This window comes from Hyphomicrobiales bacterium, assembly GCA_002869065.1.
Lineage (GTDB): Bacteria > Pseudomonadota > Alphaproteobacteria > Rhizobiales > Rhodobiaceae > Rhodobium.
The window spans coordinates 537,272-557,655 of sequence record PKTR01000001.1; the positions used below are offsets into that span (position 1 = coordinate 537,272).

The following is a 20,384-nucleotide window of genomic DNA, read 5'->3' on the forward strand; positions in this document are numbered from 1 at the left end:
TCCGCCGTTGCCTTTCGGCTTGGTGCTAGCTTGAACCAGGCGTCACGTCGCCTGTTGATTGGCGACAACGGATAGCGCGATAGCGTTCGCAAACTAGCAACGACGAGGTTCACGGCCTTCTCGTATACGGAGGGTACGAGCGTACGGAGGGTACGAGCGTACGGAGGGTACGAGCGCTGAACGTGGTCGAGGTTTTGCGCCACACTTTTTGTGTATATTATGTGTATGTCCATAACGTATACATATTACGGTGTACCGACGAAGCGGTATGGCGAGTGCGCAGCTTAGCGGAGAGTGCAATGACAAACCGGGAACTCGACGAGTTTCGCGACGCTCTAAGAATATTCGATGAGGAGCATGCGAACACACGGGCGAAGGCCCGTCATATTCTGCACCAAGAAGGCGTGGTGACCAGGGACGGGAAGCTGAAAAAGGAATTCGCCCCTAGAACCAAGAAGACCGCATTAGCATCGTAAATGCACCACCTAACGACGACATTTGTACTCGGCTACCACGGATGCGACGAGTCTGTGGCTGAAAGCCTTATAGCTGGGAAGAATTTCCAGAACAGCGCGAACGAGTACGATTGGTTGGGAGCAGGTGTATATTTTTGGGAGTCGAATCCACGACGGGGGCTCGAATTTGCCAATGAAGCCGCTAAAAGAAATGGTAGTAAGATTAAAAAGCCGGCCGTAATCGGAGCGGTGATCGATCTCGGATATTGCTTAGATCTGCTGTCTTCGGCTGGCGTGGACGCAGTCGCCGCAGCGTATGAAAGTTTTTTGAAACTTTGTGAAAAGAACGAAAATCGCCTGCCTCGAAATGAGGTGGGCGAGGACCTTTTGTTGCGTAAGCTGGATTGCGCGGTGATAAATCACTTGCACTATGTTCGTGAGATATCAGATCTCGCTCCGTTTGATGCAGTTCGAGGCGTTTTCTTGGAAGGCCAACGGATATACGAGAACTCCGGGTTCCGTTCGAAAACCCATATTCAATTGTGTGTACGCAATCACGAAAGCATCAAAGGTGTTTTTCGGGTTCCAGATGAACATCTGAACGCGCGATAGGCGGTGACCCACAATCGCTTAGGTCCGTAGATCAGGAAGGCTTGACAAAAGAACAAAACAAGAACATAATGCGGGAAATCGCGAAGAGAGAGGATGTTAGTGATGATCGTCAAACAGCTCCCCACGATGCGCGCCTGGGCTCAGGATATCGCCGCCGGCACCGCCCTCATTCTTTTCATGGCCACCATCACGATGTGGGCCGATCTAATCGCCCGCTTCGGCTGACGGTTTATCCCAAGGAGATCGACGCTGGGCGGTTGCCGTGCCGCCCCGTTGTGAGGCACGGTGCGTGACGCGGACGAAAGCGCCGCATCCACCAGACGGGCAGGTCTTTTCGATGAGCGGTGTCGGCTTCGTTCATTTGCGCGTGCATACCGCGTTCTCGCTTCTTGAAGGCGCGTTGCAGATGAAGCGCGTGCTCGACCTTGCCAAGAAGGACGAGCAGCCGGCGCTCGCAATCACCGATAGCGGCAATCTGTTCGGCGCACTGGAGTTCTCCGAAAAGGCCGCCGGCGCCGGCATCCAGCCGATCATCGGCTGCCAGTTGGCGGTTGCCTTCGACGACGAGCCGGAGCGCCGCGGCAACCGCATCGAGGAACTCCCGTCGCTGGTCCTGATCGCGGCCAATGAGGAGGGCTACCGCAATCTCGTGCGGCTGGTGTCGCGCTCCTTCCTCGAAACCGATTCGAGCATGAAGGCGCACATGCCGATTGCCGAGGTGCAGAAGGCGGCGGGCGGCCTGATCGCGCTGACCGGTGGCCCGGGCGGCCCGGTCGACCGGATGCTCGCCGAGGGCTTCGCCGACATTGCCGCCAATCGGTTGACGCTTCTTTCGCAGACTTTTGGCGACCGGCTCTATGTCGAGCTGCAGCGTCACGGGCTCGAGAGCGAAAGGCGCGTCGAGCCGCTGCTGGTCGACCTGGCGTACGAGAACGAACTGCCGCTGGTCGCCACCAACGAGGTGTTCTTCCCGACCCGTGATGATTTCGAGGCCCACGACGCCCTGATCTGCATCGCGGAAAGCCGAATGGTCGCCGAGGAGGATCGGCGGCGCCTGACCGCGGAGCACTATTTCAAATCGCGCAAGGAGATGATCGAGCTCTTCGAGGATCTCCCCGAAGCGGTTGAGAACACCGTCGAGATTGCCGAGCGTTGTTCGTTCCGGCCGCACACCAGCCGGCCGATCCTGCCGCGCTTCACCGGAACCGACGGCGAAGAGGGCGAGAAGGCGGAAGCCGAGGAACTGCGCCGTCAGGCGATTGCCGGGTTGGAGCGCCGCATCGCAGCGCATGGCACCGCGCCCGGTGTCAGCGAACAGGACTATCGCGAGCGGCTCGACTTCGAACTCGGCGTCATCGAGCGCATGAAGTTCCCCGGCTACTTCCTGATCGTTGCCGACTTCATCAAATGGGCAAAGCGTCACGACATTCCCGTCGGTCCGGGCCGCGGTTCGGGCGCCGGTTCACTGGTCGCTTATTCGCTCACCATCACCGACCTCGATCCGTTGCGCTTCAAGCTGCTGTTCGAACGTTTCCTCAATCCTGAACGCGTCTCGATGCCGGACTTCGACATCGACTTCTGCCAGGACCGCCGCGACGAGGTGATCCACTACGTTCAGGACAAATACGGACGTGATCAGGTCGCGCAGATCATCACGTTCGGTACACTGCAGGCCCGCGCCGTCATGCGCGACGTCGGCCGTGTGCTGCAGATGCCCTACGGCCAGGTCGACAAGCTTGCCAAGCTCGTGCCGTCGAACCCGGCCAACCCGACGCCGCTCGCAAAGGCGATCGAGGATGAGCCTCGCCTGCAGGAAGCCGCCCGCGAGGAAGAGATCGTCGAACGGCTGTTCTCGATCGCGACCCGCCTCGAAGGCCTGTTCCGTCATGCCTCGACCCACGCCGCCGGTATCGTTATTGGCGACCGGCCGCTGCAGGAGCTGGTGCCGCTCTATCGCGATCCGCGCTCCGACATGCCGGTCACCCAGTTCAACATGAAATGGGTCGAGCCGGCAGGATTGGTGAAATTCGACTTCCTCGGCCTGAAAACGCTGACGGTGCTTGAGACCGCGGTGAAGCTGATCCGGCGCAAGGGCATCGAGATCGATCTCTCGCAGGTCCCGCTTGACGATCCCGCGACCTACGAACTGCTCGCCCGTGGCGAAACGCTCGGCGTGTTCCAGCTTGAAAGTCAGGGCATGCGCAAGGCGCTTGCGGGCATGAAGCCTGACCGCTTCGAGGACATCATCGCCCTTGTCGCGCTCTACCGTCCGGGCCCGATGGACAACATCCCGACCTACAACCGGCGCAAGCACGGGTTGGAGGAGCCGGAATACCCGCATCCGCGTCTCGAACCGATCCTGTCGGAGACTTACGGCGTCATCATCTACCAGGAACAGGTGATGCAGGTGGCCCAGGAGCTCTCCGGCTATTCGCTCGGTGAAGCCGACCTCCTGCGCCGCGCCATGGGCAAGAAGATCAAGGCGGAAATGGCCAAGCAGCGCGTGCGCTTCGTCGATGGCGCCGTCAAGGGCGGGGTGCCGAAGGCCCAGGCCGACACGATTTTCGATCTGCTGGCGAAATTCGCCGACTACGGCTTCAACAAATCGCACGCCGCGGCTTACGCGCTCGTCGCTTATCACACCGCCTATCTGAAGGCGAACCACCCCGTCGAGTTCCTCGCCGCCACCATGACCCTCGACATGGGCAACACCGACAAGCTGAACGATTTCCGCCGCGAGGCCATTCGCCTCGATATCGAGGTTCTGCCGCCGTCGGTGAACCGCTCCTATGTGCCGTTCGAAGTGGATGAGGGGCGTATCGTCTATTCGCTCGCCGCTTTGAAGGGCGTCGGGCAGGGGGTGGTCGAGCACCTTGTCGAGGTGAGAGGCGATCGGCCCTTCAAGGATGTCGGCGATTTCGCCGAGCGCATCAATCCGCGCCAGGTCAACAAGCGCACGCTGGAAAGCATCATCGCCGCCGGCGGATTCGATGAGCTGGAGCCGAACCGCACGCGGCTGACGGAAGGGCTCGACCGGGTGCTGGCTGAAGCCGCGCGCGCCCGGGAGTCCGAATCTCTTGGCCAGAACGAGTTGTTCGGCGGGCCCAGCAGCGGCGGCGGCATCGAGTTGCGCCTGCCGGAGGTCCAGGACTGGACGACGGAGGAAAAGCTGCGGCGGGAGATGAACGCGGTCGGCTTCTATCTGTCCGCCCATCCTCTCGACAGCTATCGGCCGATGTTCGAGAAATTGCGGGTCCAGCTTTGGAGCGACTTCTCGGAGTCGGTCAAGCGCGGCGCTGCCGTCGGCCGATTGATCGGAACGATCACCCAGCGACAGGAACGCCGAACCCGCACCGGCAACAAGATGGGTATCCTCAACATCTCCGACCCGTCGGGCCAGTACGAGGCGGTGGTCTTTTCCGAAACGCTCAACGAATACCGCGACCTGCTCGAACCGGGCCAATCGGTGATCCTGCTGGTTGGCGCCGAGGAGCGTGAAGAGACGATCAGCGTCCGTATCCAGTCGGTCGAACCGCTGGAGCGCGCCGCCAACGGCCTGCACAAGACGCTGCAGGTCTTCGTCAAGGATGCCGGCCCCGTCGAGAGCATCGCGCGGCAACTGAGGAAGGGCGGCGACGGCGATGTCAGCCTCGTCATGATGCTGGAGGACAGTCAGCGCGAGGTCGAGGTTAAGCTTGCGGGCGGCTATCAGGTTTCGCCGCCGGTGGCGAGCGCCTTGCGGGCGATCCCCGGCGTGGTCCAGGTCGAGCTGAGCTGATCGTTCGAGCCGTGCGGCGCTGCCGCTTGTTCCCGGCGCCGTTCAAACGGCCGGGGCGACGGCGGTTTGCCGGCGATTGCAGCTTGCATGTTTCGAGAACCCAGCCTATAAGGCGCGCATTCCACACGCGGAGTGTCGAGGGCGCCGGTCTCTGACCGACGTCCTTCCGGTGCTTACATAGCTCTGATTGAGCAAGGCTCCGCGGAGGTCCAACCGGAAAAGGAGATGCAAGAGTCATGGCTATGCCCGATTTCACTATGCGCCAGCTTCTCGAAGCCGGCATTCACTTTGGTCACCAGAAGCATCGCTGGAACCCGAAAATGGCTCCGTTCATTTTCGGCACCCGCAACAATATCCACATCATCGACCTCGCGCAGACCGTGCCGCTGATGCACCAGGCGCTGAAGGCGGTGAGCGACACCGTTGCCGGTGGCGGTCGCGTGCTGCTCGTTGGCACCAAGCGCCAGGCCCAGAACGCGGTTGCCGATTCGGCCCGTCGTTCGGCCCAGTACTTCGTCAACGCCCGTTGGCTCGGCGGCATGTTGACCAACTGGAAGACCATCTCGAACTCGATCCAGCGTCTGCGCACGCTTGAGGAAATGCTCTCGGGCGAAGCCCAGCGGTTGACCAAGAAAGAGCGTCTCAACCTCGACCGCGAGCGCGAGAAGCTCGAGCGCAACCTCGGCGGCATCAAGGACATGGGCGGCATTCCCGACCTCCTGTTCGTGATCGACACCAACCGTGAGGGGATTGCCATTCAGGAAGCCCGCCGGCTCGGTATTCCGGTCGCCGCCGTGCTCGACTCCAACTGCGATCCCGACGGCATCACCTATCCGGTTCCGGGTAACGATGACGCCGCCCGCGCCATCGACCTCTATTGCGACCTGATCGCGCGTGCCGCCATCGATGGCCTGTCGCGCAGCCAGGGTGCGCTCGGCTATGACGTCGGCGAGGCCGAGGAAGTCATGGAAGAGGTCGTGCTGACCGAGACCGTCGAAGCTCCGGTCGAGGAAGCCGCTCCGGCTGAAGAGGCCGCTCCGGCTGAAGAAGAGGGCGCCGTTGCGCCGCTGTTCGAAGCGCCGGCCGGCGACGCCGACGACCTCAAGAAGATTTCCGGTGTCGGACCGGTTCTCGAAGGCAAGCTGAACAGCCTCGGCATCACGCAGTATGCGCAGATCGCCGGTTTCTCGGCCGATGACATCGAGCGTGTCGATGCCGTTCTCAACTTCAAGGGCCGCATCGCCCGTGAAGACTGGGTCGGCCAGGCCAAGGCGCTCGCAGGCGCCGAATAATTTTGCGAGGGCCGGCGCTTGACGCCGGCTTTGCCCCCGATAATGCCGCCGGCGGATCGAGGTCTGCCGTGCGGCCTTGTCATTCATATGGTTCTTAACGTTAGTCACGTACGAGGCGAAAGATGAGCATCTCAGCCGCACAGGTGAAGGATCTGCGCGAAAAGACCGGCGCAGGCATGATGGACTGCAAGAAGGCCCTGATCGAAAACGACGGCGACATGGAAGCCGCGATCGACTGGCTGCGCACCAAGGGCCTCGCGAAGGCCGCCAAGAAGTCGGGCCGCGTCGCCGCCGAAGGGCTGGTTGCGGTTGCCACCGGTGACGGCACCGCCGCTGTCGTCGAGGTCAACTCCGAAACCGACTTCGTTGCCCGCAACGACAACTTCCAGAAGCTGGTTCGCGATATCGCCGATGTCGCGCTTTCGACCGGCGGTGACGTCGCAGCGATTGCCGCGGCCGATTATCCGGGCGCCGGCAAGAGCGTTGCCGATCAGCTCAACGAAGCGATTGCCACCATCGGCGAAAACATGACGCTGCGCCGCGCCGCCGACCTCAAGGTCGAGAACGGTGTCGTCGCCAGCTACATCCACAATTCGGTCTCCGATGGTCTCGGCAAGATCGGCGTTCTGGTTGCCGTCGAGTCGACCGGCGACAAGGATGCGCTGACCGCGTTCGGCCGTCAGGTCGCGATGCACGTCGCCGCCTCGAACCCGCTGGCGCTGACCGAAGCCGACATCGACCCGGTAGTTGCCGAGCGCGAGCGCGCTGTCTACGCCGAACAGGCCCGTGAATCCGGCAAGCCGGAAAACATCATCGAAAAGATGGTCGAAGGCCGGATGCGCAAGTTCTTCGAAGAGTCGACGCTTCTCAAGCAGCCCTTCGTCATGAACCCGGACAACACCGTCGAAGAGGCTGCCAAGGCTGCCGCCGGCGATGCCGGTGCCGACGTCAAGGTCACCGGCTTCATCCGCTTTGCTCTCGGTGAGGGCGTCGAAAAGGCGGAAGAGGGCGACTTCGCGTCGGAAGTCGCGGCCATGGCCGGCAAGAACTAATTCCGACCACACATCGGAACGGGATCAAGGGCGCCCTTGCGGCGCCCTTTTTCTTTGCCGGTAACGATAGCCGGCCGCTGTCACGTCGATTGGGTGGTTTTTCGGGGCAAATCGGGGGTCGCCACTGGAACATCGGCGTGAAATGCTCTATCCGACCAACGGTATTTGGTTATTGACGAAACCCGGTTGTCATCCCGACTTTGAAGGTGACACCGGACGGGCGCTCATCAGGCCGTTGCATGCGGAGATGCCAGCGCCACTGGTCTGACAGGGAAGAGGTACGATGTCCACGGCGCTGAAATATCGCAGGGTGCTGCTCAAACTCTCCGGCGAGGCACTCATGGGCGAGCGCGGCTTCGGGATCGACCCGGACTTCGTGCAGCGCATTGCCGAGGACATTCGCGAAGCCGTCGCGCTCGGTGCCAAGGTCGGCATCGTGATTGGCGGCGGCAACATCTTTCGCGGCGTTTCCGTTGTCGCGGAGGGCGGCGAACGGGTAGTCGGCGATCACATGGGCATGCTGGCGACCGTCATCAACAGCATCGCGATTTCGAGCGCCTTGCGCCAGAACGGTGTTCCGTCGCGTGTGCTTTCGGCGCTGCCCGTGCCGACCGTTTGTGATACCTTCAGCCAGCGCGCGGCCGACGCCGCGTTTGATGCCGGTGAGGTCGTGGTGTTCGCAGGCGGCACCGGAAACCCGTTCTTCACAACCGATTCGGGTGCCGCGCTGCGCGCATCCGAAATGGGCTGCGACGCGCTGCTCAAGGGCACCCAGGTCGACGGGATCTACACGGCGGACCCGAAAAAGGACCCGACCGCGACCCGCTACGAGCGCGTTTCCTATCAGGAGGCTCTGGCAAAAGGTCTCGGTGTGATGGATACCGCCGCCTTTGCTCTTGCCCGCGACAACGCGATCCCGATAATCGTCTTCTCGATCCATCAGCCCGGCAGCATCGTCGATGCGGTGTGCGGGCAGGGGCGCTCGACCCTTGTCGAAAGCGACTGAACACAAGAGCGACGCCGACACGGGTAGCCCGCACGGCGCCCGAGCAAGATACGACCGCCGGCCAAACGGCGACCATGCGAGGAAAAAATGGAACACGAAATTCTCGACATCAACGATCTCAAGCGGCGCATGGAAGGTGCCGTGTCGGTGCTCAAGACCGAGCTTTCGGGTCTGCGGACCGGCCGCGCCAGCATCGCCCTGCTGGATCCGATCGTGGTCGAAGCCTATGGCCAGACGATGCCGATCAACCAGGTCGGCACTGTCAGCGTTCCCGAGTCGCGCATGCTCTCGGTTCAGGTCTGGGACAAGGGCATGGTCAACGCGGTTGACAAGGCGATCCGCGAATCGAGCCTCGGCCTGAACCCGGTCGTCGACGGTCAGACCCTGCGCCTGCCGATCCCCGAGCTCAACGCGGAGCGCCGTCAGGAATTGGTCAAGATTGCGCACAAATATGCCGAACAGGCGCGTGTCGCCGTGCGTCAGGTGCGTCGCGACGGCATGGACACGCTGAAGAATATGGAAAAGGAAGGCCATATGAGCAAGGATGAACACCATGCTCAGGCCGATGTGGTTCAGAAGCTGACCGATAAGGAAATCGCCTCGATCGACGAGATCCTGGCGCACAAGGAAGAGGAAATCACCCAGGTCTGACCGGGAGGTTTCGATCCGGTACGGGATCCGCGATGCCATTGTCTCTGGACGCTCCATCTACACCGGATCCGGTTGCCGACAGGGCCGGGATGCCTCGCCATGTCGCCGTCATCATGGATGGCAACGGTCGCTGGGCGAAGGCGCGCGGCCTGCCGCGCACCGAAGGCCACCGTCGTGGCGTCGAAGCGGTACGGCGCGCGATCCGCCATGCGGCGGCGCGCGGTATCGCCTACCTGACCCTGTTCAGCTTCAGTTCTGAGAACTGGTCGCGGCCGGCGAGCGAGGTCAACGACCTGCTCAATCTGCTGCGGCTGTTCATCCGCAGCGATCTCGCCGATCTCAACGCCAAAAACGTCCGGGTGCGCATCATCGGTGAGCGCGACGCGCTGAAGCCCGATCTGCGCAAGCTGCTCGAAGACGCGGAAGACTGCACCCGCGAAAACACCGGCCTGACGCTCGTCGTCGCCTTCAACTACGGGGGGCGGGACGAAATCGTCCGCTCCATGAAGCGGATAGCGACCGCGGTTGCCGCGGGCGAACTGACGCCGGACGAGATCGGTGCCGCCACGGTTGCCGAGATGCTGGATACCGGTGGCATTCCCGATCCCGATCTCATCATCCGCACCAGCGGCGAACAGCGCCTGTCGAACTTCCTTTTGTGGCAGGCCGCCTATGCGGAGCTCGTCTTCGTGCCGATTCTGTGGCCTGATTTCGATGATGCCGCTTTCGACGCGGCGCTCGCCGAGTTCCATGGTCGCGACCGCCGTTTCGGCAGCATCGACACGCGGGCGCGGGTCTGATGTCGGCTGGTTCCGACACTGCGGCTGCCAAATCGCGCGAATTGCGGCTCAGGATAGCGTCTGCCGTTGTGCTCGCGCCGATAGTGCTCGGGCTCACCTGGTACGGCGGCACTCCCTATGCGGCGATGATCCTCGTCGGCGCCGTGCTCGTTCTCTACGAATGGGTGGGGATTACCGGACGCAGCAAGCTGCCGATTGTCGATTGGGCGGGCGGAGCAGTCGTTACGGCCGCCATGGTCGCGACCTATCTGGCCCGGCCCGATATTGCTGTCGTTCTCGTGCTTGCCGGTGCGCTCGCCGCCTTGCTGTGGTCTGCCGTCGACCGGCAGGGAAGGTGGCTCGCGCTGGGGATCGCCTATGCGGGATTCAGCGGCATCGGCATGCTGATGCTGCGCGGCGGCGATTACGGGCTTGTCGCCATCATCTTCCTTTTCGCCGTGACCTGGGCGACCGACATCGCTGCCTATTTCGTTGGCCGTGCGGTCGGTGGTCCGAAACTTTGGCCGGCCGTGTCGCCGAAAAAGACCTGGTCGGGCGCCATCGGCGGCCTGACCGGCGGCGTCATCGCCGGCATCGCGACCGTGCTCGTTGCGGGCTTTCCCGTCGCTGTCGGCCTTGTCCTTGCGACCGCGCTCATTTCTGCGTCGGGACAACTCGGTGATCTCGGCGAGTCGGCAATCAAGCGCCGCTTCGGCAAGAAGGATTCGAGCAATCTGATTCCCGGTCATGGCGGCATCATGGATCGCGTCGATGCGCTGGTCGTCGGCGCAGCCGTTGCGTCCGTGATCGGCGCCGCCCGGGCAGGGTGGAACGACCCGGCCGCAGGCCTGTTTATTTGGTGAGAACGTGAACGTCGTCGAACAGGAAAAACCGCAAGCCGCGCACCGCGCCAACGTTCAGGGTGACCGTCCGATGCGGTTGTCCGTGCTGGGCGCCACCGGCTCGATCGGTACCTCGACGCTTGATCTCGTTGCCCGCGACCCCGAACGCTTCGAGCTGGAGGCGGTGACGGCGTTCAGCAATGCCGAAGCGTTGATTGAAATGGCGCTGCGCCTGCGTCCGCGTATGGCGGTCATCGGTGATGAAGGCAAACGTCAGGTCGTCGCCGAGGCGCTTGCAGGCTCGGGCATCGAAGTCGGCGCCGGCAAAACGGCGATGGTCGAAGCCGCGACCCGGCCGACCGATCTCGTCGTCGCCGCGATCACCGGCGCGGCCGGCCTTGAGCCGACCATTGCGGCGATCCGGTCCGGCACCTCGATCGCACTTGCCAACAAGGAATGTCTTGTCTGTGCAGGTTCGGTCTTCCTGCGCGAGGCGACGGCGGCGGGCGTGACAATTCTGCCCGTCGATTCCGAGCACAACGCGATCTTCCAGGTGTTCGAACAGGACAATGTCGAGCGCATTGAAAAGATTATCCTGACGGCGTCCGGCGGACCGTTCCGCACCTGGGCCCGCGACGACATGGTCACGGTGACGCGCGAGCAGGCGCTCAAGCATCCCAACTGGTCGATGGGCGCGAAGATCACCATCGACAGCGCGACGCTGATGAACAAGGGCCTCGAGGTCATCGAGGCGTTTCATCTGTTCCCGCTGGCGCTCGAGCAGATAGACGTGCTGGTGCATCCCCAATCCGTCATTCACGGCATGGTGCAATATGCCGACGGCTCGCTGCTCGCCCAGCTCGGGTCACCCGACATGCGCACGCCGATTTCGCACTGTCTGTCATGGCCGCGCCGCGGTGTCGCGCCGTCCCGCCGGCTCGACCTCGCCGAGGTTGCGACACTGACCTTCGAGCGGCCCGATCTCGAACGGTTCCCGGCGCTTGGTCTGGCTCGCGCCGCGCTCGCGCGCGGCGAGGGGACGACAACGGTGTTGAACGGCGCCAACGAAATCGCCGTCCACGCCTTTCTCGAGGGCCGGATCGGATTCCTCGATATTGCCGCGTCGGTCGAGGCGACCATCGAGGCGGCCGATCGCCATGGGTTGCTTCGCGAACCGGCAACGGTCGAGGCCGCGCTCGAACTGGACGGGGAATCGCGCAAGCTCGCGACAAGCCTGATGAAGGCGCGCTAGACGCACGATCCGGCGGGGCCGAAGGGCGGCGAAAAGGCGCATGGCCTCTGGGTTTTTTGTGCCGCTGCACCATTTTCCCGCCAGAAACGATTTATAGGCATTTTTGCAGATAGGATCAGGCGCAAGAAACGCGTTTGCAGGCAGAAAAGGATGAGGCGATGGAGTTCATAACCGGGTTTGGGTCGACGCTGATCGGCTATGTCGTCCCCTTTCTCTGCGTCTTGACGATCGTTGTCTTCTTCCACGAGCTCGGGCATTTCCTTGTCGGCCGCTGGTGCGGCGTGAAGGTCAATGTCTTCTCCATCGGATTCGGTCCCGAGCTGTTCGGGCGCAATGATCGCCACGGCACCCGCTGGCGGGTCGCCGCGATTCCGCTTGGCGGCTACGTCAAGTTCGAGGGCGATGAGTCCGCCGCGAGCAATCCCGATACCGAGGCGCTCAGCCGCATGACGCCGGAACAGCGCTCGGTCAGCTTTCCGGGCAAGAGCGTTGGTCAGCGGGCCGCAATCGTTGCCGCCGGGCCAATCGCCAATTTCATCCTCGCTATCGTCATTTTCGCTGTTCTGTTCGGAGCTTATGGCAAGCAGGTAGTGGCGCCGCGCATCGACTCGGTGGTCGCGGGGTCGGCCGCCGAGGAAGTCGGACTGCAGCCGGGCGACCTCATCCTCTCCATGGACGGAAACACGGTCGAGAGCTTCTCGGATATTCAGCGCATCGTGACGGTCAACGCCGGTGTGCCGATGGAAGTCGTGATCGATCGTGGCGGCGAAACGCTTGAACGCACCGTTACGCCGAAACTGCGTGTTGTCGAAGACCGCTTCGGCAACAAGAACACCGTCGGCATGCTTGGCATCCAGCGCAGCACCAAGCGTGAAGACATCATCGTCCAGCACTATGCGCCGCACAAGGCGATCTGGCTCGGCATCGAGGAAACCTGGGATATCGTGGTGCGCACCGGACAATATATTTCCGGCGTGATTGCTGGTCGCCAGCCGGCGGACCAGCTTGGCGGACCGATCCGGGTGGCGCAGATTTCCGGTCAGGTGGCGTCGCTCGGGATTATGCCGTTGATCCACATGATGGCGTTCCTGTCGGTCAGCATCGGTTTGATCAACCTGGTGCCGGTGCCGATGCTTGATGGCGGCCACCTGCTGTTTTATGCAATCGAGGCGGTGCGCGGCCGTCCGCTGAGCGACAGGGCGCTTGAATTGAGCTTCCGTGTCGGTGTCGCAATTGTGTTGTCGTTGATGGTTTTGGTAACCTGGAACGATATTATGCATCTGGCGTCTTTATGACGTCACCGTCCCGGTAGAAGAAGGGGACCGTGTCTGCCGGGCAACGGTTGAAGAGAAAATTTCGGTTCGCGGCGGTGCATCACCTTGCAACCCATTCCAAACCTTGTAAGAAGAGGTGTGAGGAATCGGGATGGTGGTGGATCTCGGCTCCGCCGGGGAACTTTTGGAAATACAAAGGGCAGTGATACCCGATGCGAGCTAAATTGAGAGCGCTTGTTACGGCGGCTTCGGTCGCACTTTTTGTTGCCGTGGCGCCGGTGATGGGGGCGGGGCTGTCCGTGATCGGCGCACAGCCGGCGGAAGCCGCAGTCGTGAGCCGCATCGACGTGGTCGGTGTGCAGCGTGTCGATGCTGAAACCGTTCGCACTTATCTGACCATCTCTCCCCGGCGGTCTTTCGGTGCCGACGATGTCGACGCATCCCTCAAGGCGCTGTTTGCAACCGGCCTGTTCTCCGACGTGAACATTTCCCAGCGGGGCTCGGCGCTGGTCGTGACCGTCGTTGAGAACCCGGTGATCAATCGCGTCTCGATCGAGGGCAACAAGAAGCAGAAGGACGAGATCCTTCTCACCCAGATCCAGTCGAAGCCGCGCAGTGTGCTCACTCGCGCCAAGGTGCAGTCGGACGTTCAGCGCATTCTCGAGATCTATCGTCGCACCGGTCGCTTCCGCGCGTCCGTCGAGCCGAAGATCATTTCGCTGGCACAGAATCGCGTCGATCTCGTTTTCGAAGTCGACGAGGGCGACAAGACCGGTATCGCGCGCATCACCTTCATCGGCAACAAGGCTTTCAGCGACGGGCGCCTGCGCGACGTCATCAAGACGCGCGAGACGGGCCTGCTTGGCTGGCTGCGTACGACCGACAGCTATGATCCGGACCGGCTGAACGCCGACCAGGAGCTGCTGCGTCAGTTCTACTATCAGCGCGGCTATGCCGATTTCCGCATCATTTCCGCGGTTGCCGACCTCGATCGCGAGCGCAACACCTTCTTCGTGACCTTCACGGTCGAGGAAGGCGAGGAGTACACCTACGGCGACGTTCAGGTGCAGAGCACGCTGGCATCCGCCGACCCCGAGACCCTGCGGGCCTCGGTCGAGACCGATCCGGGTTCGACCTACGATTCGCGTGAAGTCGAGAAGTCGCTCGAGGAGCTGGTCCTGCAGGTCGCGGAGAAGGGCTATGCCTTTGCTCAGGTGCGCCCGCGCGGCGATCGCGACTACGAGAACCGCACGATCTCGATCACCTATTACGTTGATGAAGGTCCGCGCGTTTACATCGACCGGATCAACATCCGCGGCAACACCCGCACGCGCGACTACGTCATCCGTCGCGAGTTCGACGTTGCCGAAGGTGACGCCTTCAACCGGGTGCTCATCAACAAGGCCGAACGCCGCCTGAAAGACCTCAACTACTTCAAGTCCGTTCGCATCACGACCACGCCGGGCACCGCGCCCGACCGCGTCGTCGTCAATGTCGACGTTGAAGAGCAGGCAACGGGCGCCGTTTCGTTCGGCGCGGGTTATTCGACGTCGGAAGGTATTATCGGCGACATTTCCGTCACCGAGCGCAACTTCCTGGGTCGTGGCCAGTACGTGAAACTCGCCGTCGGCGGCGGTGAAAGCCGCGAGACCTACGACTTCGCCTTCACGGAGCCCTATTTCATGGGGCGTCGTCTGTCGGCCGGCATCAACCTTTACCGGCATGTCTATGAAGAGAACGACTACCGCCAGTACAACGAAGAGGTCACCGGTGGTGGTCTGAACTTCGGCCTGCCGCTGAATGACGAAATGACGTTCAACACCTTCTACCAGGCGTATGAGCGTAAGTTCGACGTGGTCGCGGGTCTCAAGGACGGTTGTTCCTACAGCGGCAGCGGCCCGGTTCCGGCCTCTTGCGACGCAAACAATGACGGTATCGTCGACGCCGACCTCAGCGCTGCCGAAGTTTCGCGCGCGGTCAAGCAGTCGATCGGCACCACCTTCACCTCGCTGGTCGGTTACTCGCTCGTCTATGACACGCTGGACGACCAGAAGATGCCGCACGAGGGCATCTACGCGATGTTCAAGCAGGAATTCGCGGGCGTCGGTGGCGACGTGACCTTCCTGCGGACCACGGTCGAAGGCCGCTACTACCAGGAGATTATGCCGGATTGGGGCGTGATCGGTATGGCCAAGGCCAAGGCTGGCTACATCACGGGTCTCGGCGAGCGTCTGCGCCTTCCGGATCACTTCTTCATCGGTGGCGAAACCATTCGCGGCTTCGAATCCCAGGGTATCGGCCCGCGTGACCGCCTGACCGGCGACGCCCTTGGTGGCCGTGCCTATATCGCGGGTACGGTTGAAGCGAACTTCCCGATCCCGGTGCTGCCGTCCGAACTCGGCTTCTACGGTGCGGTGTTCGCCGATGCAGGTACGCTGTGGGATGTGGATCCGAAGGCCGCCCGTGGCGTGCCGATCATCGGCAACGACGGTGCCCTCCGCGCATCGCTCGGCGCCGGCCTGCTGTGGGACTCGCCGTTCGGCCTGATCCGCGCGGACTTCGCCTGGCCGGTCATGAAGGAAGACTACGACCAGGAACAGGTCTTCCGCATCGGTGGTGGCACCACCTTCTAATTCGCAACAATGCTGAAAAGCGCGCGATCGGTCCCCGGTCGCGCGCTTTTTCGTTTAAGGAGCCGTGTTTCGACGCAAATTGCGGCGAACGCGGCCGCCGATACCATATCGCGCTGCCCCTGCGGCCTGTGATGTGCTATCGCAGCGTGGAATCCTTTCCCGAACCGGAAACGGCGATGAACGACCCTGAATTCTTCAAAGCACCCGATCCCGTCAGCATTGAAACGATTTGCGAGTGGACGTCAGCGACCATGGCGGAAGGCGACCCGGCCACCGTCATTCGCGGGGTTGCCGCGCTTGATCTTGCGGCAGCTGGTGATCTCACCTTTATCGACAATCCGCGTTACCTGCCGCTGTTGGCCGAAACCGGGGCCAGCGCCTGCTTCGCGCCGAAAAAATTCGTCGACAAGATCCCCTCTCACGTGATCGCGCTCGAAGCTAAAGACCCGTACCGGGCCTTTGCCACGGTGATGACCCGCTTCTATCCGGCTGCCACCAAGCTTCGCGGTGTCTGCCCGGAGCAGGAGGGTATCTCGCCCCGGGCCCATGTCGATGATCAGGCTCGCCTCGAAACCGGTGTGATCGTCGAACCGGGTGCCGTTGTCGGTCCGGACGCGGAAATCGGCACAGGTACCGTGATCGCCGCGAACGCCGTCGTCGGTGCCGGCGTGCGTATCGGCCGCGACTGCTACATCGGACCGAACACGACGGTACAGTTCGCGCTGTTGGGCAATCGGGTGTTCCTGCATCCTGGTGTCTGCGTCGGGCAGGACGGCTTTGGGTTTGCGATGGGACCGGGCGGTCATAGCAAGGTCCCGCAGATTGGCCGCGTTGTCATTCAGGACGATGTCGAGATCGGTGCCAACACCACCATTGACCGCGGTGCCAATCGCGACACGATCATTGGCGAAGGGACCAAGATCGACAATCAGGTTCAGATTGGCCACAACGTCGTTGTCGGTCGCCACTGCGTGATTGTCGCTCAGGTCGGAATTTCCGGCAGCACGCAGCTCGAGGATTATGTGGTGCTTGCCGGCAAGGTCGGCCTCGCCGGGCATCTGAAGATCGGCATGGGTGCGCAAATCGGCGGGTCAAGCAACGTCAATGACGATGTGCCGTCAGGCCAGCGCTGGATTGGTTCGCCCGCCAAGCCGCTGCGGGAGTGGACCCGCGAGCAGTCCGCGCTGAAGGCTCTTGTGCGCAACAAGGCCGCCAAGGGCGACGACAGCGGCAAATAGCGGCGCGACGGGAGAGGTTCCGGGGCTCGCATTTCCCCGAGACCTATGGTTTTCTGTCGCGCCGGAATGAGAAACATGAAGACACCGGCACTGGTTACCTGCCCGTTGGGTGCGATGAGGGGCTGAGAATGGAAGAAACCGAGACCAAGAACTTGGAAAGCGCCGATATCATGCGTGTGCTGGAGCTGCTCCCGCACCGCTATCCGTTTTTGATGGTTGACCGGATCAAGGATATCGACAGCGACAACTCCGCCATTGGCATCAAGAACGTCACTGCCAATGAACCGCATTTCCTGGGGCATTTCCCGAGCCAGCCGGTGATGCCGGGCGTTCTGCTGATCGAGGGCATGGCGCAGACGGCAGGTGCTATCTGTGTGATGTCGCGCGAAGGCAACTCGCAGCCCAAGGTCGTGTACTTCATGACCATCGACAAGGCGAAGTTCCGCAAACCGGTTATGCCGGGCGACACCGTGGAATACCACGTCAAGAAGACCCGCAACCGGGCCAATATGTGGTGGTTCGAATCCGTTGCGATGGTCGATGGCGTGCGCGTTGCGGAAGCCGAGCTGAGCGCAATGCTGGTCGACCGATAAGGCACCAAATGACAACGAACATTCATCCGACCGCGATCATCGAAGAGGGCGCGGAAATCGCCGATGGCGCATCTATCGGCCCCTACAGCGTGATCGGGCCCAAGGTGCGGATCGGCACCGGCGCGAAGGTCCACGCTCATGTCGTGATCGACGGCAACACCGAGATCGGCAGCGAGGTCACGATCTACCCGTTCGCCAGCATCGGTCTGCCGCCGCAGGACCTGAAGTTTCGCGGCGAGGACACCCGCCTCGTCGTCGGCGCGGGGACGACGATCCGTGAGCATGTGACGATGAACCCGGGGACCGCCGGCGGCGGTGCCGAAACACGCGTCGGCGAGAACTGCCTGATCATGGTCGGCGCTCACGTCGCGCATGACTGCGTCATCGGCAACCATGTCATTCTCGTCAACAACGCGACCCTCGCAGGCCATGTTCATATCGGCGACTTCGCCATCCTTGGCGGGCTGTGCGCGGTGCATCAGTGGGTGCGCGTCGGTTCGCATGCCTTTGTCGGCGGCATGAGCGGCGTCGAGAACGACGTCATTCCGTTCGGCTCGGTCATCGGCAATCGTGCTCATCTCGGCGGGCTCAACATCGTCGGCCTGAAACGTCACGGCGTTGCTCGCGATACCATCCATGCGCTGCGCAAGGCGTATCGCATGCTGTTCGCCGATGAAGGCACGCTGAAGGAGCGGGTCGACGATGTCGCGCGGACCTTCGGCGATGAACCCGAAGTCCAGCGTGTGATCGATTTCATCCGCGACGGCAAGGACCGTGCGCTGTGCACGCCGCGCTCGACGCGCGAGGACGCCTGACCCGCGAAACGGAGAACCCGGCCATCATGACCGGCGACGGCCACGAGCGGCTTGCCATTATCGCCGGCGGCGGCAGTCTTCCGGCGGTTCTCGCGCGCCGTGTCGCCGAAACGGGCCGCCCGTTCTCGGTCTTTGCCATCCGTGACGAAGCCGATGCGGAGGCGCTTGCGCCGTTTCAGCCGATCTGGCTCGGCTGGGGCGAGATCGGCCGCCTTTTCAAGGTCATGAAGGAACACGGGTGCCGCGATATCGTGCTGATCGGCTCCGTGCGGCGCAGGCCGTCCCTGTGGTCGATGCTGGGCGACTGGGGCACGGTTCGGCGCCTGCCGCGCATTCTCAAAGCGATCGTCGGCGGCGACGACAGCGTGTTGAAAAAGGTCATCGGGATTTTCGAGAGCGAAGGATTTCGCATCGTCGGGGCCCACGACGTCGCTCCCGAACTCCTTGCACCCGAAGGCTGCATGACGGCGAAACGGCCCGACGAGACCAGCGAGCGCGACATCGCCACCGGCAGCGCAATGGTGCATACGCTCAGTCCCTTCGATGTCGGCCAGGCCGTTGTCATTGCGCGCGGCCGGGTCATAGCGGTCGAAGCCGCCGAAGGTACAGATGCGATGCTGCAGCGCTGCGCCACGCTGCGAAATGACGGCCGCATCGGCCCCGCTGGATGCGGCGTGCTCGTTAAATGCGTCAAGGCGGGCCAGGAACTCCGCACAGACCTGCCGACCATCGGTCCGGCGACGGTTGAAGCCGTCGCCGCAGCCGGGCTCTCTGGCATCGCGGTCGAGGCAGGCCATGTGTTGATCGCCGAACCGGATGAAACGATCGCCATCGCCGAGCGCGCCGGAATTTTCCTCATCGGCGTTCCCGTTGGACAGGGCTCATGAGCGGGGCGGCGCCGGAGCGCCCGACCACGGTGTTTTTCGTGGTCGGCGACGAGTCCGGCGACCAGCTCGGCGCCGCGTTGATGCGAGGCCTTGTTGCAGGCTCCGATAGAGCCTTCCGCTTTGCCGGTGTTGGCGGCGACCGTATGGAAGCCGAGGGGCTGACCAGCCTTTTCCCGCTGCACGACATCGCCGTCATGGGCGCAACCGCTGTCATCGCCAAGCTGCCGACCATTCTGCGGCGTATGCGTGAGACCGTGGATGCGGTGCTCGCTGAAAAGCCAGACATCCTCGTCATCATCGACTCGCCGGATTTCACCCATCGGGTGGCGAAGAAGGTTCGCAAACGTCGGCCGGATTTGCCGATCGTCGACTACGTGTCGCCATCGGTCTGGGCATGGCGGCCGGGCAGGGCGCGCAAGATGAAGGCCTATGTCGATCACTTGCTGGCCATTCTGCCGTTCGAACCGGACGTTCATGAACGCCTCGGCGGGCCTGTGACGACCTATGTCGGGCACCCGCTGATCGAGCGCCTCGACAAGCTGCGCCCGACAGCCGACGAACGCCCGCCATTGGCATCCGCCTCGGCACCCGTTCTTCTCGTTCTCCCCGGTAGCAGGCGAGGCGAGCTGGATCGCATGCTCGACATCTTTGGCCAGGCCGTGGAGCTGATCGTCGCGCGGTTCGGGAAACGCCTCGAGGTCGTGATTCCGGCCGTGCCGCGGCTCGCCGAGACGCTGCGTGAGCGCACCGCGAAGTGGCCGGTCGCGCCACAGGTGGTCGTCGGTGAAGAGGCGAAATTTGCGGCGTTCCGGCGGGCTCATGCGGCATTGGCGGCATCCGGCACAGTTACGCTCGAGCTCGGTCTCGCGCATGTGCCGATGGTCGTGGCCTATGTGCTCGACGGCATATACCGGCAGATCAACCGGTTGCGGCGGCTGTTCCCGAACATTGCCCAGGTCGACACGATGGTGCTGACCAACATCATCATCGGCGCAAAGGCGATCCCGGAACTCCTCGATCTCGAAGTCACGCCGGAAGCGCTCGCCGAACGGGTGTTGCCGCTGCTTGGTGAAACACCCGAAAGGTCCGCACAGCTCGCCGCGTTCTCGCGTCTCGATGACGCGATGACGCTCGAGGGCGGTGAAAGCCCGAGCGCCCGTGCGGCGCGTGTCGTGCTGGCCGAGCTCGACCGCGCCGGGCGCTAGTTCCGACCGGCCGCAACAAA

Annotated in this window: 16 protein-coding genes; all 16 read left to right on the top strand. The window is 62.6% G+C overall.

Annotated elements, in window-relative coordinates:
• Window positions 1-476 precede the first annotated feature (476 nt).
• The 16 genes from C0606_02365 (at window position 477) to lpxB (ending at window position 20,364) form a co-directional block, all read left to right on the top strand.
• The gene (locus C0606_02365; protein PLX39386.1) at window positions 477-1,067 is read left to right on the top strand and encodes a hypothetical protein; all 591 of its coding nucleotides are present in this window, start codon (window positions 477-479) and stop codon (window positions 1,065-1,067) included.
• A 337-nt stretch (window positions 1,068-1,404) separates the two neighbouring features.
• Window positions 1,405-4,845, top strand: coding sequence for a DNA polymerase III subunit alpha (locus C0606_02370; protein ID PLX39387.1), 3,441 nt, complete (start codon window positions 1,405-1,407; stop codon window positions 4,843-4,845).
• A gap of 236 nt (window positions 4,846-5,081) precedes the next feature.
• Entirely contained in the window at window positions 5,082-6,137 is a 1,056-nt protein-coding gene (gene rpsB / locus C0606_02375) for a 30S ribosomal protein S2 (GenBank protein PLX39388.1), read from the top strand.
• 122 nt (window positions 6,138-6,259) lie between these two features.
• Complete coding sequence (locus C0606_02380) at window positions 6,260-7,189, top strand: elongation factor Ts (protein ID PLX39389.1); 930 nt, start codon at window positions 6,260-6,262, stop codon at window positions 7,187-7,189.
• 283 nt (window positions 7,190-7,472) lie between these two features.
• On the top strand, window positions 7,473-8,195 hold the full coding sequence (locus tag C0606_02385) for a UMP kinase (protein ID PLX39390.1): 723 nt from the start codon (window positions 7,473-7,475) through the stop codon (window positions 8,193-8,195).
• Between the two features lie 87 nt (window positions 8,196-8,282).
• Entirely contained in the window at window positions 8,283-8,846 is a 564-nt protein-coding gene (locus C0606_02390; protein ID PLX39391.1) for a ribosome recycling factor, read from the top strand.
• Window positions 8,847-8,878: 32 nt separating this feature from the next.
• Window positions 8,879-9,646, top strand: a complete 768-nt coding sequence (locus C0606_02395; GenBank protein ID PLX39392.1) for a di-trans,poly-cis-decaprenylcistransferase — start codon at window positions 8,879-8,881, stop codon at window positions 9,644-9,646.
• A complete protein-coding gene (locus tag C0606_02400; GenBank protein PLX39393.1) occupies window positions 9,646-10,488 on the top strand; it encodes a phosphatidate cytidylyltransferase in 843 nt (280 codons plus the stop codon). The genes C0606_02395 and C0606_02400 overlap by 1 nt, the downstream gene beginning before the upstream one ends.
• Before the next feature lie 70 nt (window positions 10,489-10,558).
• Complete coding sequence (locus C0606_02405) at window positions 10,559-11,719, top strand: 1-deoxy-D-xylulose-5-phosphate reductoisomerase (GenBank protein PLX39665.1); 1,161 nt, start codon at window positions 10,559-10,561, stop codon at window positions 11,717-11,719.
• 158 nt (window positions 11,720-11,877) lie between these two features.
• The gene (gene rseP / locus C0606_02410; GenBank protein PLX39666.1) at window positions 11,878-13,014 is read left to right on the top strand and encodes an RIP metalloprotease RseP; all 1,137 of its coding nucleotides are present in this window, start codon (window positions 11,878-11,880) and stop codon (window positions 13,012-13,014) included.
• A gap of 191 nt (window positions 13,015-13,205) precedes the next feature.
• Window positions 13,206-15,626 (top strand): outer membrane protein assembly factor BamA, encoded by a 2,421-nt coding sequence (gene bamA / locus C0606_02415; protein ID PLX39394.1) that lies wholly within the window; start codon window positions 13,206-13,208, stop codon window positions 15,624-15,626.
• Window positions 15,627-15,802: 176 nt separating this feature from the next.
• On the top strand, window positions 15,803-16,864 hold the full coding sequence (lpxD, locus tag C0606_02420; protein ID PLX39667.1) for a UDP-3-O-(3-hydroxymyristoyl)glucosamine N-acyltransferase: 1,062 nt from the start codon (window positions 15,803-15,805) through the stop codon (window positions 16,862-16,864).
• Window positions 16,865-16,992: 128 nt separating this feature from the next.
• Window positions 16,993-17,457, top strand: a complete 465-nt coding sequence (gene fabZ, locus C0606_02425) for a 3-hydroxyacyl-[acyl-carrier-protein] dehydratase FabZ (GenBank protein ID PLX39395.1) — start codon at window positions 16,993-16,995, stop codon at window positions 17,455-17,457.
• 8 nt (window positions 17,458-17,465) lie between these two features.
• Entirely contained in the window at window positions 17,466-18,272 is an 807-nt protein-coding gene (locus C0606_02430; GenBank protein PLX39396.1) for an acyl-[acyl-carrier-protein]--UDP-N-acetylglucosamine O-acyltransferase, read from the top strand.
• Window positions 18,273-18,298: 26 nt separating this feature from the next.
• Entirely contained in the window at window positions 18,299-19,159 is an 861-nt protein-coding gene (locus tag C0606_02435; protein ID PLX39668.1) for a DUF1009 domain-containing protein, read from the top strand.
• Window positions 19,156-20,364: a lipid-A-disaccharide synthase gene (gene lpxB, locus C0606_02440; protein ID PLX39397.1), complete on the top strand. Its 1,209-nt coding sequence runs from the start codon at window positions 19,156-19,158 to the stop codon at window positions 20,362-20,364. Before C0606_02435 ends, lpxB begins: the two co-directional genes overlap by 4 nt.
• Window positions 20,365-20,384: the final 20 nt, after the last annotated feature.